General features: G+C 35.5%; 15 protein-coding genes. 8 read left to right on the top strand and 7 right to left on the bottom strand.

The features are described 5' to 3' along the window. Positions 1-169: 169 nt before the first annotated feature. The 4 genes from L3049_RS08560 (at position 170) to L3049_RS08545 (ending at position 3,003) form a co-directional block, all read left to right on the top strand. Entirely contained in the window at positions 170-772 is a 603-nt protein-coding gene (locus L3049_RS08560) for a superoxide dismutase (protein ID WP_275109391.1), read from the top strand. 124 nt (positions 773-896) lie between these two features. Next, on the top strand, positions 897-1,481 hold the full coding sequence (locus L3049_RS08555) for a superoxide dismutase (protein WP_275109390.1): 585 nt from the start codon (positions 897-899) through the stop codon (positions 1,479-1,481). A 221-nt stretch (positions 1,482-1,702) separates the two neighbouring features. Then, a complete protein-coding gene (locus tag L3049_RS08550; RefSeq protein ID WP_275109389.1) occupies positions 1,703-2,275 on the top strand; it encodes a nitroreductase family protein in 573 nt (190 codons plus the stop codon). A gap of 17 nt (positions 2,276-2,292) precedes the next feature. Further along, complete coding sequence (locus L3049_RS08545) at positions 2,293-3,003, top strand: peptidase associated/transthyretin-like domain-containing protein (protein WP_275109388.1); 711 nt, start codon at positions 2,293-2,295, stop codon at positions 3,001-3,003. Between the two features lie 31 nt (positions 3,004-3,034). On the opposite strand, the gene L3049_RS08540 is transcribed toward L3049_RS08545, so the two are convergent. Then, positions 3,035-3,946: a proline dehydrogenase family protein gene (locus tag L3049_RS08540; protein ID WP_275109387.1), complete on the bottom strand. Its 912-nt coding sequence runs from the start codon at positions 3,944-3,946 to the stop codon at positions 3,035-3,037. A 296-nt stretch (positions 3,947-4,242) separates the two neighbouring features. Between L3049_RS08540 and L3049_RS08535 the strand changes: the two genes are divergently transcribed. Next, positions 4,243-4,833 (top strand): OmpH/Skp family outer membrane protein, encoded by a 591-nt coding sequence (locus tag L3049_RS08535; RefSeq protein WP_275109386.1) that lies wholly within the window; start codon positions 4,243-4,245, stop codon positions 4,831-4,833. Positions 4,834-4,924: 91 nt separating this feature from the next. Further along, a complete protein-coding gene (locus L3049_RS08530) occupies positions 4,925-6,196 on the top strand; it encodes a glycosyltransferase family 2 protein (RefSeq protein ID WP_275109385.1) in 1,272 nt (423 codons plus the stop codon). 11 nt (positions 6,197-6,207) lie between these two features. Here the strand turns inward: L3049_RS08530 and L3049_RS08525 are convergent, their stop codons facing one another. The 6 genes from L3049_RS08525 to L3049_RS08500 form a co-directional block, all read right to left on the bottom strand. Continuing rightward, the gene (locus L3049_RS08525) at positions 6,208-6,516 is read right to left on the bottom strand and encodes an FtsB family cell division protein (RefSeq protein ID WP_275109384.1); all 309 of its coding nucleotides are present in this window, start codon (positions 6,514-6,516) and stop codon (positions 6,208-6,210) included. A 305-nt stretch (positions 6,517-6,821) separates the two neighbouring features. Further along, the gene (pruA, locus tag L3049_RS08520) at positions 6,822-8,453 is read right to left on the bottom strand and encodes an L-glutamate gamma-semialdehyde dehydrogenase (RefSeq protein WP_275109383.1); all 1,632 of its coding nucleotides are present in this window, start codon (positions 8,451-8,453) and stop codon (positions 6,822-6,824) included. Positions 8,454-8,619: 166 nt separating this feature from the next. Beyond that, complete coding sequence (gene nhaC, locus L3049_RS08515; RefSeq protein WP_275109382.1) at positions 8,620-10,074, bottom strand: Na+/H+ antiporter NhaC; 1,455 nt, start codon at positions 10,072-10,074, stop codon at positions 8,620-8,622. Positions 10,075-10,185: 111 nt separating this feature from the next. Further along, positions 10,186-11,160, bottom strand: a complete 975-nt coding sequence (gene bioB / locus L3049_RS08510; RefSeq protein ID WP_275109381.1) for a biotin synthase BioB — start codon at positions 11,158-11,160, stop codon at positions 10,186-10,188. Positions 11,161-11,175: 15 nt separating this feature from the next. Beyond that, complete coding sequence (locus tag L3049_RS08505) at positions 11,176-11,535, bottom strand: hypothetical protein (RefSeq protein WP_275109380.1); 360 nt, start codon at positions 11,533-11,535, stop codon at positions 11,176-11,178. 133 nt (positions 11,536-11,668) lie between these two features. Beyond that, entirely contained in the window at positions 11,669-12,958 is a 1,290-nt protein-coding gene (locus L3049_RS08500) for a type IX secretion system plug protein (protein ID WP_275109379.1), read from the bottom strand. A gap of 207 nt (positions 12,959-13,165) precedes the next feature. Here L3049_RS08500 and L3049_RS08495 point away from each other — a divergent pair, with 207 nt between their 5' ends. Then, complete coding sequence (locus L3049_RS08495; RefSeq protein WP_275109378.1) at positions 13,166-14,521, top strand: Na(+)-translocating NADH-quinone reductase subunit A; 1,356 nt, start codon at positions 13,166-13,168, stop codon at positions 14,519-14,521. A gap of 24 nt (positions 14,522-14,545) precedes the next feature. Then, positions 14,546-15,730 carry an NADH:ubiquinone reductase (Na(+)-transporting) subunit B gene (locus L3049_RS08490; RefSeq protein ID WP_275109377.1) on the top strand — a complete coding sequence of 395 codons (1,185 nt, stop codon included), beginning with the start codon at positions 14,546-14,548 and terminating at the stop codon, positions 15,728-15,730. The last annotated feature ends 4 nt before the right edge of the window (positions 15,731-15,734 follow it).

Genomic DNA, 15,734 nt, shown 5'->3' with positions numbered 1-15,734 from the left:
TGAAGCCACGAAAGTAGCTAAAAATCTTCGATGTAAGAGGAGATCTGTAGGATTAAAAAATAAAAGACAAAAAAGTCTTTAAATAGCTTGGATTTAATCCAGATAAAAATTAGCTTTGTTTTAGTGATAAAAAAATAGATAATAATTACGATTAAAATACATACTATATATGGCCTTTGAATTACCTAAATTACCGTATGCATATGATGCTTTAGAGCCGCATATTGATGCAAGAACTATGGAAATTCACCATTCAAAGCATCACGCAGGTTATACTAATAATTTGAATGCTGCAATTGCTAATACTGATCTTGATGGAAAATGTATTGGTGAGATTTTAGCTGGTGTTTCAAAACAATCTTCAGCAATTAGGAATAATGGTGGAGGATATTATAATCACGATTTATTTTGGAAATTAATGTCTCCTGATGGAGGTGGTAAACCTTCTGGAGAATTGCAAAAAGCTATTAATGATACGTTTGGAAGTTTTGAGCAGTTTAAGGAGAAATTTTCAAAAGCAGCTGCAACTCGATTTGGATCAGGATGGGCTTGGTTGGTAAAACTATCAGATGGAAGTTTGAAAGTTTGTTCAACACCAAATCAAGATAATCCGCTGATGGACGATGCAGAAGTAAAAGGAACTCCAATCCTTGGATTGGATGTATGGGAACATGCTTACTATTTAAAGTTTCAAAATAGAAGACCCGATTACATTTCAGAATTTTTTGAAGTTGTTAATTGGGAGGAAGCGTCAAGGCGCTTTCAGGATTAGTTTTGTTTATTGTTTTTTTGATTTTGGGATCGGCTTTCTTTTGAAAGTCGGTCTTTTAGTTTTAGCTATTGAATAATTCAAAAATTATGTTGAAATTGTATAGTGAATCAAAAAAAGCAAAGACATGACACACGAACTACCAAAATTACCTTATGAATTAAATGGCTTAGAGCCTTTTATTAGCCAAAAAACCTTAGAATTTCACTTCGGAAAACATCATCAAGCATACGTTACAAATTTAAATAATTTGATAAAGGGAACTGCTTTCGAGAACGCAAGCTTGGAGGAAATTGTAAAGCATTCTGAGGGAGGCATTTTTAACAATGGAGCACAAGTGTACAATCACACCTTTTATTTTCTGGCATTAAGTCCGAAAGGCGGAGGAGAGCCAACGGGTAAGCTTGCAGATGCCATTACATCTACTTTTGGTTCATTTGCTGCTTTTAAGGATGAATTTTCGAAAGCTGGTGCTAGCTTGTTTGGATCTGGGTGGGCGTGGTTAGTTGCTGACGCACACAATAAATTGAGAATTATAAAGAAAACGAATGCTGGCAATCCACTTACCGATGGAATGACCCCATTAATGACTATGGATGTATGGGAGCATGCTTATTATTTAGATACTCAAAATGCTCGTCCGAAATACATTGAAAATTTTTGGACTTTGCTAAATTGGGAAGTAATTGAGAAACGATTTAATGAATTGTAAAAATACATATATCTGAATGGGCGATTTTATTGTGAAATCGCCCATTTTTTATGCTTGCAATTGATGAAGATCTGAATTTTTTAAATTCTTGTTCTTGCTTGGTTGTTAGGTGGTTATTGTTTTCTAATTAATAAGAGCTTGAAATGAGTAATGAATTTTTTGATGCTCAGAGAAATTTGGTTTAATTTAAGGATTAGCAAATAGTAAGAAACAGAATGAAAATGTTGAAAGAATTAGTAAAAAGGAATAGAAGTTATCGTAGATTTTTTGAAGAAGAAAAAATTTCATTGTATTTAATTCGCGAATGGATTGATTTAGCTCGTTTAGGAGCTTCAGGAAGAAATGGACAAACTTTAAAATATCAAATTGTACTAAGTGAAGACAAATGTGAAGAAGTATTTTCAAATTTGGCCTGGGCGGGATATTTGAGCGATTGGAATGGGCCAATTGAGGGAGAGAGGCCTGCAGCTTATGTTATCATGCTAAATGATGAGAAATTAAGCAGAAATTATTTTTGTGATGATGGGATAGCGGTACAAAATTTGTTGCTTGGAGCCGTGGAAGATGAATTTGGTGGCTGCATACTCAGAGCGTTTAAAGAAAAAGAAATAAGAGAGATTTTAAAGATTTCAAAGGATTATTCAATCATTCAAGTAGTAGCTCTAGGTAAGCCTAAAGAGGAGATTGTAATTGAAGAAATGAAGAATGAAGATATAAAATATTGGAGAGATGAGAATGGTGTTCATTATGTTCCCAAAAGAAAATTAGATGACCTGATTGTTGGATGTTTATAGAGCTTAAACTAAAGAATATGAAAAAGACAATTATAAGCTGTTTGTTTGTTTTGTGTGCAATTTTACTTTTTAATGATGCAAACGCACAAAAAATAAGAAACGATTCAATTTTTTTTACTGGAGCTGTAATGGATCAGGAAGTACTTTCAACTTTACCTTATTCTCATTATAGAGTAAATAACAAACAGGCAGGTACAACGAATTCCTACGGAAGGTTTTCCATTTGGGTAAGTTCGGGAGATACAATAAATTATTCCTATGTTGGTTACAACGATGTAAAAGTTGTGGTGAGCGATAGTCTCCAGCAAGATGATTATCTGTTTGGCGTATTTCTTGCGAAAGATACGATTGCCCTTCAGGAGGTATTAATTTTGCCTCGCTTTGGTGATTTTAAAGAAGCATTCATGAATGCAAAGGTGAATACACCAGAGTATGTGAGGGCAAAAAATAACGTCAATTCTGCAACCTATGAAGCTTTAACCACCAGACCGACAAAGATGGATGCCAAAGCAAATACTGATTTACTAATAAGAAATCATGTAGTGATGAATGAACATCATGTTATGATTGCTCCAGATCAGATGGTTGGTGTAAGTATGGGACGTACTTTACCAGAGGTACAAAGAATGAAAAGGAAAAGGAAATTAAAGATTCCCGATAATTTGGTAACCGACAAAGAGATAACCACATTAAAACAAATGTATCGATACGGAACAAAAAAGAAATAAAAAAAGCGGTGATTTTATCACCGCTTTTCTTTTATCCTCTACTAAATAGTGCTTTTATAATTAGCATTGCCATTTTAGGATTTTCCTTAAGTCTTCTGGTTGAGTAACCAAACCAATCTTTCCCAAAAGGAACGTAAACACGCATTTTGTGTCCTTTATCAAGGATTGATTGTCTAAGTTCCGGCGTAACGCCATAAAGCATTTGGAATTCATACTTATCCTTAGGCACGTTATATTTCTCAATTAAATCGTATGATGGCTGAATTAAATTTTTATCGTGAGTTGCAATACCTGGATAGATACCATTTTTTAACATGAACTCAAGATCCTTAATGTAGTGTTCGTTGATTTCTTCATATTTCTTATAAGCAATCTCTTCTGACTCCACATAAATCCCCTTACATAAGCGGTAGTTCAGCTTAGAAACACCATTTTGCATGTCCATCATATTGGTCAAGTCATCAAGTGTTCTTTTTAAATATGCCTGAACAACCAAACCTACATTTTGCGGGAATTCAGCTTTCAATTTTCGGAACATATCAATTTCCTTATCCACACATGGAGAATCTTCCATATCAATTCGAACGAAATTGTTGTATTCGGCAGCCTTAGCTACAACAGTCCTGATGTTTTCGTAACAAACTTCAGGGTCTATTAATAAACCAAAGAAAGTTGGTTTTACAGAATAGTTACCATCAATCTTATTTTTTTCAAAAGCTTCTATAATCTCCAGATAGGCATCTTTGTTTTCAGTCGCCTGATTCAAATCTTCAATAAATTCACCTAAAAGGTCGACGGTAACTTTTATGCCTTTTGCATTTAAGTCGAGTGAAGCTTTTACTGCATCATCAATTGTTTCTCCGGCAATATATCTTTTCGAAAAAAGCCAAACTAATTTTTTTGGCATGTAAGGCAGGGTCGCTGCTATCATTTTATTAAACATGGGGAATTGGGTTTAGTTATGTTTTTGTTCCTTATTTTCGACTGTAATGTAATTAGGATTCAAAAAAAAAAGAATGATGTTTATCAGGGTATCCTTTTGATTTGAATTATTAGGCAAAATATATTCCGATTTTAAAATTTGATAAGACTGAGTTTTTTAGTCTCCTTTTAAAGCTTATATTTGTTAGGCAAAATCAAAAAAACACTATTTGCCAGCTGAGGTAGGATACTAGAATTATAGTTGATTACTCATTTTGGCAAATCAGAAAACCTTGAAAAATTAATTTTAAAATACCTATGAAAAATTTATCTATTGCATTAAATGCTGTATTAATTGTAGCTGTTGGAATTCTTTATGTTCTTCATTTTTCAAATTCTTCAGATGATTCAACAGAAGTAAAAACTGTTGCTGGTGAAGGTGCTGTTGTGTATGTGAACACTGATTCATTGTTGTCGAATTATAATTTTTCTGTCGATTTGAATGAGAAATTTCTTAAAAAGCAGGAAGATTCTAGAACTGATTTTAACTTTAAGGCTCAAAAATTGGAGAAGGAAGCTGTAGATTTCCAACGTAAACTTCAAAACAAGGGTTTTTTAAATCGTGAAAGAGCTGAGGAATCACAGCGTAAATTAATTGCTAAGCAACAAAATTTGCAACAATTAGAGCGTGAATTATCAAACCAGTTGATGGGTGAGCAGCAAGCAAATAGCAAAAGATTATTCGATAGCGTAACAAATTACCTAACAGAATACAATGCAGCTCATAACTACAGCTTAATTTTAAGCACAACTAAAGGCGGAAATGTTTTACTTTCTCAAGATGGTTTAGATATTACTGCAGAAATTATTACTGGCTTAAACGGCAGATATACAGCTAAGGCAGAGTAATTCTAATTACAATATTTTTTAAGGGCAGATTAGCGATGCAAGCTATCTGCCCTTTTTTATATCTTTGTTGTCCAAAGAAAAAATAGAACCAATGGCTTTTGCTGATAAATATCTTAAAAAACAAAGACTGTTTCCGGATTATATTGAGGATACAGTATCCGAAGAATTGAATATTATTGTAACGATTCCTTGCTTTAACGAGCCAGATTTAATTCCTAGCTTGGATGCTTTGTGGAGTTGTGAAAGACCAAATTGTGCAGTTGAAGTTATTGTTATTGTCAATTCTGGTGAACTTGTTAGTAATGAGATTTTCGCTCAAAATCAGAAAACCATATCCGATGCAAGAGTTTGGATGAAAAATCATGAAGATGAGAAATTGAAGTTCTTTTTGATTGATCAACCCAATTTGCCAAAGAAATTTGCCGGTGTTGGCTTGGCTCGAAAAATTGCTATGGATGAGGCGGTAAGTCGTTTAAATAAAATAGATAAAACGAATGGAATTATCACAGGATTTGATGCTGATTCTGCTTGTGATACGAACTACTTTGTTGAGATAGAGAAGTTGTTTAAAAAATATCCGAAGGCCAATGGTGCAAATATATTTTACGAGCATCCATTAGAAGGTAAGGAATTTGAACAGCCAATATACGATGCAATCGCTCAATACGAGCTTTATTTAAGATATTACATGTTGGCCATGCGCTTTGCTGGTCATCCACATGCATTCCATACTGTAGGTTCTAGTTTTGCTGTCTCGGCAAATGCCTATATCAAACAAGGAGGAATGAATCGTCGTCAGGCAGGAGAGGATTTTTATTTTTTACAGAAAATAATAGCTCTTGGTAAGTTTTACGAAATTAAAACAACTCGTGTAATTCCTTCGCCACGAGAATCTGATCGAGTTCCTTTTGGCACTGGTAAAGCAATTGCCACATTTTTAGAAGAAGGAATATTGGATTATAAAACCTACAATTACTCAGCCTTTAAGGACATAAAGATTTTTTTCGATCGTGTTGATGAATTTTTTGGTGTAGATTACGACACCTATCTTAACAAGCTCATTGTAAGTCTTCCTGGCCCAGTACGCTCTTACCTGAAAGAAGATAATTTCTTTGAAGCTTTAGATGAGATCAATAGAAATTGTTCCAGTATCGAGTCATTCAGAAAGAAATTTTTTGGCGCTTTTAATGCTTTCAAGATATTGAAATACCTAAACAATGTTCACGAACAATTTATCGATGAAGAAAGCATTGTGGTTTGTGCAAAACAATTGTTAGTCGATTTGGGAATTGAAACCAAAGGAATTTATTCTGCAAAAGAGCTTTTGGAAATTTATAGGGAATATGAGAAAATGAATGATTAACTTATTTTTTACTAATCTTCATCAATTAGAATAAAAATATCTTCGTTTTCTTTTTTCATAAGGTATTGTTCGCGAGCAAATTTCTCCAAATTTTTACGGTTGGTTTTTAGCTCGTGAATTCGATTTTTATCATTCTCGATTTTTTCAATAAAGTAAGTCTTTTCTTTTTCTAAAGATTCGATTGTGTCTTCGTGACCTTTTCGTTCCCATATAGAGTGTTGATCGAAAAAGTACAACCAAAAATAGAAGATCAAGAAGGTAATTACGTATTTGTTACGTATGATTTTTAGAAATATATTCTGTACCTTTTTTTGATTCATTCTACTGACTTATTTTTGCGAAAGCTAAATTACAAAGAATAATCTGAAATTTAAGAATTCAAAATTTAAAAGTAGAAAAGTAAAAATCTTAATGTGTGAGTAGGTGATTTAGATTTCTCCATTTTTAGGGGAGATCCCGACAGGGAGAAGGGTGGTTAAAGGTTGAAAAATAAGCTTAGTACAATTGAATTCACTAAAATTTATTTAAAAAAAACGACCGAAGAAAACTCCGGTCGTTTTACCCAAAATAAATCATGTCGTTTTTGGCAAACTATTGCGAACAATAGTTAAAACGGTCTTGTATATTAGTCTTCTAAGAAGTTAGGGTACATATAATCTGTAGCTGGCACAAAAGTTTCCTTAATTGTACGTGGAGAAACCCAACGTAATAGGTTAATCATAGAACCTGCTTTATCGTTAGTTCCAGAACCTCTACCACCACCGAATGGCTGCTGTCCAACAACTGCACCAGTTGGCTTGTCGTTGATATAGAAGTTACCTGCAGTATGTGTTAAACGCTTAACTAATTTCTCAATCTCGTAACGACAGTCAGCGAAAATTGCACCTGTTAGAGCGTACATTGAACCTTTATCAAGGATATCTAATGTCTCATCTACTTTGTTATCATCGTATACGTAAATAGTCAAGATAGGGCCGAATAGCTCTTCTTCCATTGTAATATAGTCATGCTTAAGAGCTCTAATAATAGTTGGAGCAACAAAGTAACCTACAGACTTGTCGTAAGTACCACCTGCTACAATCTCAGCATCTGGAGAAGCCTTAGCCTCATCGATTGATTGAGCTAACTTATCGAAAGAAGTCTCATCAATTACAGCATTCACAAAATTTGTGAAGTCTTCAGTTCCACCCATCTTGATTTTTGCAAGATCTTCCTTAACATATGCCATTACCTCATCATACTTGCTTGCAGGAATGAATGCACGTGAAGCAGCAGAACATTTTTGTCCTTGATACTCGAAAGCACCACGAGTAATACCTGTAGCAACTTCTTTACAACTTCCTGTTGGGTGCATAAAGATATAGTCCTTACCTCCTGTTTCACCTACGATACGTGGGTACGATTTGAACATGTGAATGTTCTCACCTATATTCTTCCAGATATCCTGAAATACACCAGTCGATCCGGTAAAGTGAATACCTGCGAAATCAGGAGAAGAGAATAATACTTCTGAAGCAGCAGGACCTGATACATATACCAAGTTGATAACACCAGCAGGTACACCAGCTTTCTGGAATACTTCCATAAGAACCTGAGCTGAATATACAGCCGTTTTAGATGGCTTCCAAACAATACAGTTACCCATCATTGCTGGAGCTGTTGGCAAGTTACCAGCAATTGCAGTAAAGTTAAATGGAGTCAAAGCAAATACGAATCCTTCCAATGGACGTTGCTCAACGCGATTCCAAATTCCTTTTGAAGATACAGGCTGTTGCTTGTAAATATCAGTCATATATTGTACGTTGAAACGCAAGAAGTCAGCAATCTCACAAGCAGAATCAATCTCCGCCTGGAATGCATTTTTCGACTGTCCCAACATTGTTGCAGCATTTAGTTTCTGACGGTATGGTCCGGAAATTAACTCAGCAGCTTTCAAGAAAATAGAAGCACGATGCTCCCACCCTAGAGCCTCCCAAGCTGGTTTAGCAGCCAAAGCAGCATCAATAGCCATTTGGATATGCTTCTTCTCTCCTAAATGATAATGCCCTAATACATGCTGATGATCGTGTGGAGGTGTCATGGTAAATAATTTACCTGTACGAACCTCTTCACCACCAATATACATAGGTACATCGATCTCTTCAGAACGCATTTTCTTAATAGTAGCTTGTAATTCTGCTCTTTCAGGAGAACCTGGAGCATAAGAAAAAATTGGCTCGTTAGTTACAGCCGGAATGTTGTATATACCTTTTGGCATGATAATTTGGTTTAAGGGTTATTTTTTTGTCTTTTCTTTTCAATCTGAACAAATGTAAAAAAAAAGCAATTACTGATTTATGAGTATTATCATGCTTGCAAAAAAGCCGTAAAATCAAACAGGTTAAGAATTACACAGCTTTCTTAATTATTGATTAATTTTGAACTTATGATGATTTTTCACTTGTATCAGTAAGCTTTCTAATTTTAATATCGAAGTAAGCCATTAAGATGGTCATTATTGGGCTAATGATGTTGAAAAAGCAAAATGGTGCGAACGCCACCGTTGCCACTCCAAGTGCACCTGCCTGCGCAGCACCGCATGTATTCCATGGAACCAAAACAGAAGTTACTGTTCCTGCATCTTCTAATGTACGACTCAATACTTCAGGTTTTAAATTTTGATCTTTATACGTTTCTGAAAACATTCTACCTGTAACAACAATCGAAATGTATTGGTCAGAAGCGGTAAGGTTTAGGAATCCGCAACTAGCAACCGTTGTGGTAACTAAAGATCCTGTAGAGCTAACTGCTTTTAACATGGTTTCAGTAATTTTGTGTAAAATACCTGCAGTTTCCAGAATTCCACTAAAAACCATGGCAGTAAGAATCAACCAAATGGTGTTTAGCATTCCTGCCATCCCACCAGTAGATAGTAAATCTTGAATGTTTTCATTTTGAACAGGTACACTTACATCCGTAAAAATAGATTGCATTACCGTATGATAACATGCTTGTATGTAGGATTCATTTCCTGAGATTTGCTGTATGATTTGAGGTTGAAATATAATCGCAAAAACGCCTCCAATTAAAGTGCCTGCAAATATCGCTGGTAAAGCAGGAACCTTTTTACTGATGATTAAAAAAAGTAAGATCGGAACTAAAAATAGCCAGGGAGTTATTGTAAAGGTATCTTTAATGGCCACTTGTACCTCTCTAATACTTTCTGGATTAATTTCCCCTTGTTTGGTAAAACCAATTGCTAAAAAAATGATGAGGGTAATTATAATTGAAGGAATGGTTGTGTACATCATGTACCGAATGTGTACAAACAAGTCTACACCTGCCATTGCAGGAGCCAAATTTGTTGTATCGGATAAAGGGGAAACCTTATCGCCAAAGTAAGCGCCCGATATAATGGCACCTGCAACCAAAGCATTATTATATTCCATGGCATTGCCAACTCCTAATAAAGCCACTCCAATGGTTGCAATGGTTGACCATGAGCTTCCAGATACCACCGAAACAATAGCACATATAATTACTGAAAGCATAAGGAAAAGCTTCGGGTTCAGAAATTCCAATCCGTAATAGATCATTGCAGGAACAACGCCACTAATCATCCAAGTACCAGCTAAAGAACCAATCAATAGTAAGATGAGCATGGAAGGCATGGCGGTGCCAATACTTTTAACAATCCCCTTTTGAAGATCATCCCACGTTTTATGATATCGTAATGCGATTATGCCTCCAAAAGCTGCTGCAATTAAAAGGGAAAATTGGTTGGCACCTTCAATGGCTCCATCACCAAAAATAATGGCATTTATACTAAGCAGAATTATTAAGAGAATAATAGGTATAAGGGATTCCCCTAGAGAGATGGTTTTAGTTTTCGGGTTCATAATGGAGTTGTGCTGGGTTAATGAGCCAATGAACTTACGAAAAAAGGATGGGAAAATAAAAAGGGATATACATTAGTATACCCCTTTGCGCTATAATGATATTAATGTATTTTACTCTTCTAATGTTGTCAATTCATGATAACGAGTTGGAACCATACCTATTGTATCCAATAAATGCTGATCCTCGTTTACAGTCATATTTTCTACAGTAAGTAGCTTATTTCCAAAGAAAATTGAGTTTGCACCAGCCATAAAACAAAGGGCTTGTCCTTCTTTGCTATAGTGAGTACGTCCGGCTGCAAATGCAATTACGGCTTTAGGCATCAAAATCCTAGCCGTTGCTACAGCACGAACCATCTCGAAAATATCAATTACATCTTTTCCGTAAAATGGTGTTCCCTCAACAGGAACTAAAGAATTTAAAGGTACATTATAAGGGTGTTGTTCTTGATTTGATAGTGTACGTAGCATCTCAATACGATCCTCGTCATCCTCTCCCATTCCAAGTATACCGCCAGAACAATACGAAATACCCGCTTCTTGCAGATTAGCTAAAGTTTCCAATCTCTCAGCATAAGTTCTCGTAGTTGTAATATTTGGGTAATGACGTTCTGATGTATCCAAATTGTGATTAACAGCTGTGATACCCAGGCCAGCAAGTTTCTTCGCTTTGTCTTTATTAATCATACCCATGGTACAACAAACCTCCAGTCCAAGTTTTTTCACCTCAGTAATCATTTCAGCCATTTCGTTAAAACGATCGTCACGATTTCCATCACGACCAGCCGAACTTAAACAAACACGTTTTACACCATTCTCCTTAGCAACTTTCGCATCTTCGAGCACTTGCTCTAAGCTTAGTTTCTCTGGTTTTACATGCGTATTGTATCGAGCTGATTGCGCACAATATTTACAATCCTGAGAACAAGCTCCTGTACGAACAGAAATCAGCGTATTCATATTCATCTTAGATGAATCGTGATATTTACGGTGTATGTTAGAAGCACGGTTTACCAAGTCTAACAAGGGTAAGTCATAAATTTCTTTGACCTCATTGTGGGTCCAGTTGTTTCTAATATCAGTCATAACTTAGGTTCTTTTTTAATTTTTAAAATTGTGGGAATTGGAATAAAAAGAAAGAACCTTTTCTGTTTGTTGATGAGGTTCAATCTGACTGGTTTTGCAAGTGCTTTGATTATTCAAAACAAGTGCCTGCATGAGTTCGAAGCACAAGGCTTCTATTTCATCAGTCTCATTCTTATCCCTGCTGTTTAAGGGTACATAGCAAAAGCCAGAAAAGCCGCATTCAGATGATGGAACCAACAGATTATAACTGCTGTTGATATTGGAAATTTTAATTTCCTTATTCATGCTGGCAAATGCAGCATAGCCTTTACGGCTCCATCGGCTGAACACCTGCAAATCTGATCTTTGTAGACCTTTGTTTGTAACAGGATTCATATGATAAATATTTAAATTAAGAGAAAACAAGATAGTAATTCTCTTTATTTCGGAGTCAAAAGTATTCTTTTTTTTTTAGATGAAACTGCTTTTATAACATATGAAGCAAAGCTGTTTAGAAATGAGTTGGAATTTAAAACGTAGCAGTAGAATTAATGTTTTTGTATCCAATTAGCATGTCGTAGTTTAAAGCGATGTCATGATAATAGATGTAGATCACGTAATTATTTTCTGTCTCCCAGTGACTACCTTCAATATAGCTTAGGTCTGGTTCTGTTTTTCCATGTTCGAGTAAGGCAAATTGATAGTTGTAATATCCTTGTTTTAAGAAAATGGTTTTTCGGTAAGATCCAGTCTCGTAGTCGTATTCCATTTTTGTCTTATCGTTACACATCCAATTGCAAAAATCACCATAAACATATAAGTCACCATGTGTAATTTCATTGTCAAAAGGCAGCCAGAAAGTTACCATGCAGTAATCAGCTTCGGTTGCAGGTTCATCTCTTTCCTGTACATCAATTAAAAATCGACCATTAATATCTTGTTCGTAAATGTATTGCTTAAAATGGCGATTATTTCCTGGTGTTAGCAAAACGTTTGTTTGTCCTTTTTCACTAACAATTTCTCTAATGTATCTTGTTTGGTAGCGTAGACTTTTTAAATCAAAATTTCGAAATTCATTTCCTCCAGCAAAGACATTTTCCATCTCGTAATCAAAAACCAATTCATTTTTACGAATGAAAATCGGTTTTAAATTTTTTTGACTTCCATCTAATCTATTGTTTTGTGTTAAAATCACATTTAAGTCGGAGTGTGGATTATCAATTCTAAAATTAGGATGTAATATGCTAAAATCGACTTCTTGGTGTGTTTCTCTTTGGTCAATTGAAATTGGATGTTTTACTTTCCCTTGGACCTCAACTTTAGAGTCCAATAGCATAAAGCGTTGGCGTATGATTACTTTTTCAGGATCAAAATCTTCATAAACTTCAAGAACGTAATTTCCAGAAAGTTTCAATTGAATATCATCATTCGGTATACGTAAAGTATAATGAACAAAATCGATGTTGGTATTGAAAGAATGTTCGTAGTCTTTTATCTGATTTTCAGTAAAACCATCGATGAAATCGAATTCACTTAGACGAGAATCGAGCCAATTTGAAGTGCAATGAATAATTCTATAAGAGTAATCTTGAATATTTTCTTCAATCTCATCAAAGGAAAAAAGGAGCTGATTATCTCCATTGAGCTCAATTATTGGCTCTGTTAGTTCCCAGTCGAGAGGATACATTTGAACAGTATGAATGCTAGTCTTCCTAATTTCATTGCTATAGACTAATTCTGAGTCAATATCTGAAGCCATTAAAAGCTTCGAAAAGCTAATGAATACAATAATTATAGAAATAACGAAATTTTTAGGCATATGAATATGTATATATACTGGTTAAAAATAAACCAAAGGACTTCAAAAATACAAAATTGCTTTATATATTTGTGTTCGAATTTTTTACAAACTTAATAATGATGTGTTAATGTAACTTTATAACATAAATACTCAATTCATTAAGATTGTGAATTAGCGATTAAATTAGTTATTTTTGACGAAATTAATCATATCAAATAGTTTAACATGTCTGAAGTTAAAAAGATCAAAAAAGGCTTAGATATTAAGCTGATAGGAAAGGCTGAAAAAGTACTTGAAAAGGCTGATCGTTCTGAGACATTTGCAATTAAACCTACCGATTTCCCTGGACTTACACCAAAATTAAAAGTAAAGGTTGATACTGAAGTAAAAGCAGGTTCTGCTTTATTCTTCGACAAGTATCGTCCTGAAATTAATTTTACCTCTCCGGTTAGTGGTAAGGTTGTTGCCGTGAATCGTGGCGAAAGAAGAAAAATTCTTGAAGTAGTAATTCAAGCAGATGCTGCGATACAGTACCAGGAGTTTAAAAAGGCTGACCCAAATAGTCTTTCGCGAGAGGAAGTGAAGGAGGAAATGTTGAAGAGTGGTCTTTGGGCATATGTACGTCAACGACCTTATGATGTAATTGCTAAGCCTCAGGATACTCCAAAAGCTATTTTCGTTTCTGCTTTCGATACAGCACCATTGGCTGCTGATATTGATTTTCTATTAGAAGGCGAAGCAGAAGCATTTCAGGCAGGTTTGGATGCTTTAGCAAAACTTACCGATGGTAAGGTTCATTTAAATATCAATCCTAATATCAACCAAAGCAAAACATTTTCTGATGCTAAGAATGTAGTGGTAAACCAGTTTACTGGAATTCACCCTGCGGGAAATGTTGGTGTTCAGATTCATGAGCTTAGCCCTATTAATAAGGGTGATGTTGTTTGGGTTATTCGTCCGCAAGAAATTCTATTCATTGGTAGACTATTCCAAAACGGAACCTACGATGTAAGTCGTAAAGTTGCTCTTACCGGTTCAGAAGTTAAGAATCCTGCATACTACTCTACTATATTAGGTGGTTCTGTTCGTAATATTCTTAAAGCTCAGCTTAAAGATGACGATAAGATCCGTGTTATCTCTGGTAATGTTCTTACAGGGACTCAAATTCCTGAAGATGGTTTCCTTGGATTCTACGATTCTCAAATTACTGTTATTCCTGAAGGTGACGAGTATGAATTCTTAGGTTGGGCACTTCCTGGCTTGAAGAAATTCTCTATGTCTAAAACATTCTTCTCTTGGTTAACTCCAAATAAAGAATACCGCTTAGATGCGAACCTTCATGGTGAGCACCGTGCTTTCGTAATGACTGGAGAATACGATAAAGTATTACCAATGGATGTACTTCCGTTACAATTGATCAAATCTATTATGGTTGAAGATATTGACCAAATGGAACAATTGGGTATCTACGAAGTAGCTCCTGAGGATCTTGCTTTGTGCGAATTTGTTTGTACTTCTAAAATTAATGTACAAGACTTAGTTCGTCAGGGAATTGATCTGATGGTTAAAGAAATGAGCTAAGAATAAAACGGAAAACTATTTATAATGAAAGCACTAAGAAAATTTCTTGATAAAAAGAAACCCTTATTTCAAAAGGGTGGGAAGTTTGCAAAGTTGCAGTCCTCATTTGAGGCTTTTGAGACTTTCCTATACGTCCCTAATATAACGTCCCATAGTGGAACCCACATTAAAGATGCTATCGATTTGAAGCGTACCATGTCGGTTGTTGTATTGGCTTTGATTCCAGCTTTATTGTTCGGAATTTATAACACAGGTTACCAGCATTTCCTTTCTCTTGGCCAAACAGCTGAGTTCATGGATATCTGCATTTATGGTTTAATCGAAATCCTACCTATTATCGTTGTTTCATACGTGGTTGGTTTGGGTATTGAATTTGCCTTTGCACAAATGCGTGGTCACCAGGTAAACGAAGGCTTCCTTGTTTCAGGTATGCTTATTCCTCTTATTATGCCAGTTGGAGCACCACTTTGGATGGTTGCTGTATCTACTGCTTTTGCTGTGGTTATTGGTAAAGAGGTATTTGGTGGAACCGGAATGAACATTTGGAATCCAGCTCTTGTAGCTCGTGCCTTCTTCTTCTTCGCATACCCATCAAAAATGTCGGGTGATATTGTTTGGATTGCTGATAAAGCGGATAGCTTCTCAGGAGCTACACCTTTAGCGCATGCTGCTAGTTTAGCAGATTTTGAAGGAGGTTCAGGTGCAGCTACGTCTATAATTGAACAGCATTTAAGTAACTCTTGGGATATGTTTGTTGGTTTAATCCCGGGATCTATTGGAGAAACTTCAACTATCGCTATTCTAATTGGAGCTGTTATTCTAATTGCTTCAGGAATTGGTAGCTGGAAAATTATGGCTTCCGTATTTGTCGGTGGTTACACAATGGGTGCTATTTTCAACTTAGTAGGTGCTAATGCTTACATGGAGTTGATTCCTGCATGGCAACACCTTATTATGGGTGGTTTTGCTTTTGGTGCTGTGTTTATGGCAACTGATCCTGTATCTGCTGCTCAAACAGCTCGCGGAAAAATCATTTACGGTTTCCTTATCGGTTTCCTAGCTGTTTTGATTCGTGTTATGAACGCAGGTTTCCCAGAGGCTATGATGTTAGCAATTCTATTGATGAATACCTTTGCTCCACTTATCGATCATTATGTGATTCAAGGTAACGTCAAGAGAAGATTGAAACGTGTTAAGGTAAATGCTTAATTAA

It is taken from the genome of Labilibaculum sp. DW002 (assembly GCF_029029525.1).
Classification (GTDB): domain Bacteria; phylum Bacteroidota; class Bacteroidia; order Bacteroidales; family Marinifilaceae; genus Paralabilibaculum; species Paralabilibaculum antarcticum.
Note: the sequence above shows the minus strand (reverse complement) of the source record. Positions and strands in the feature narration are given on the sequence as shown.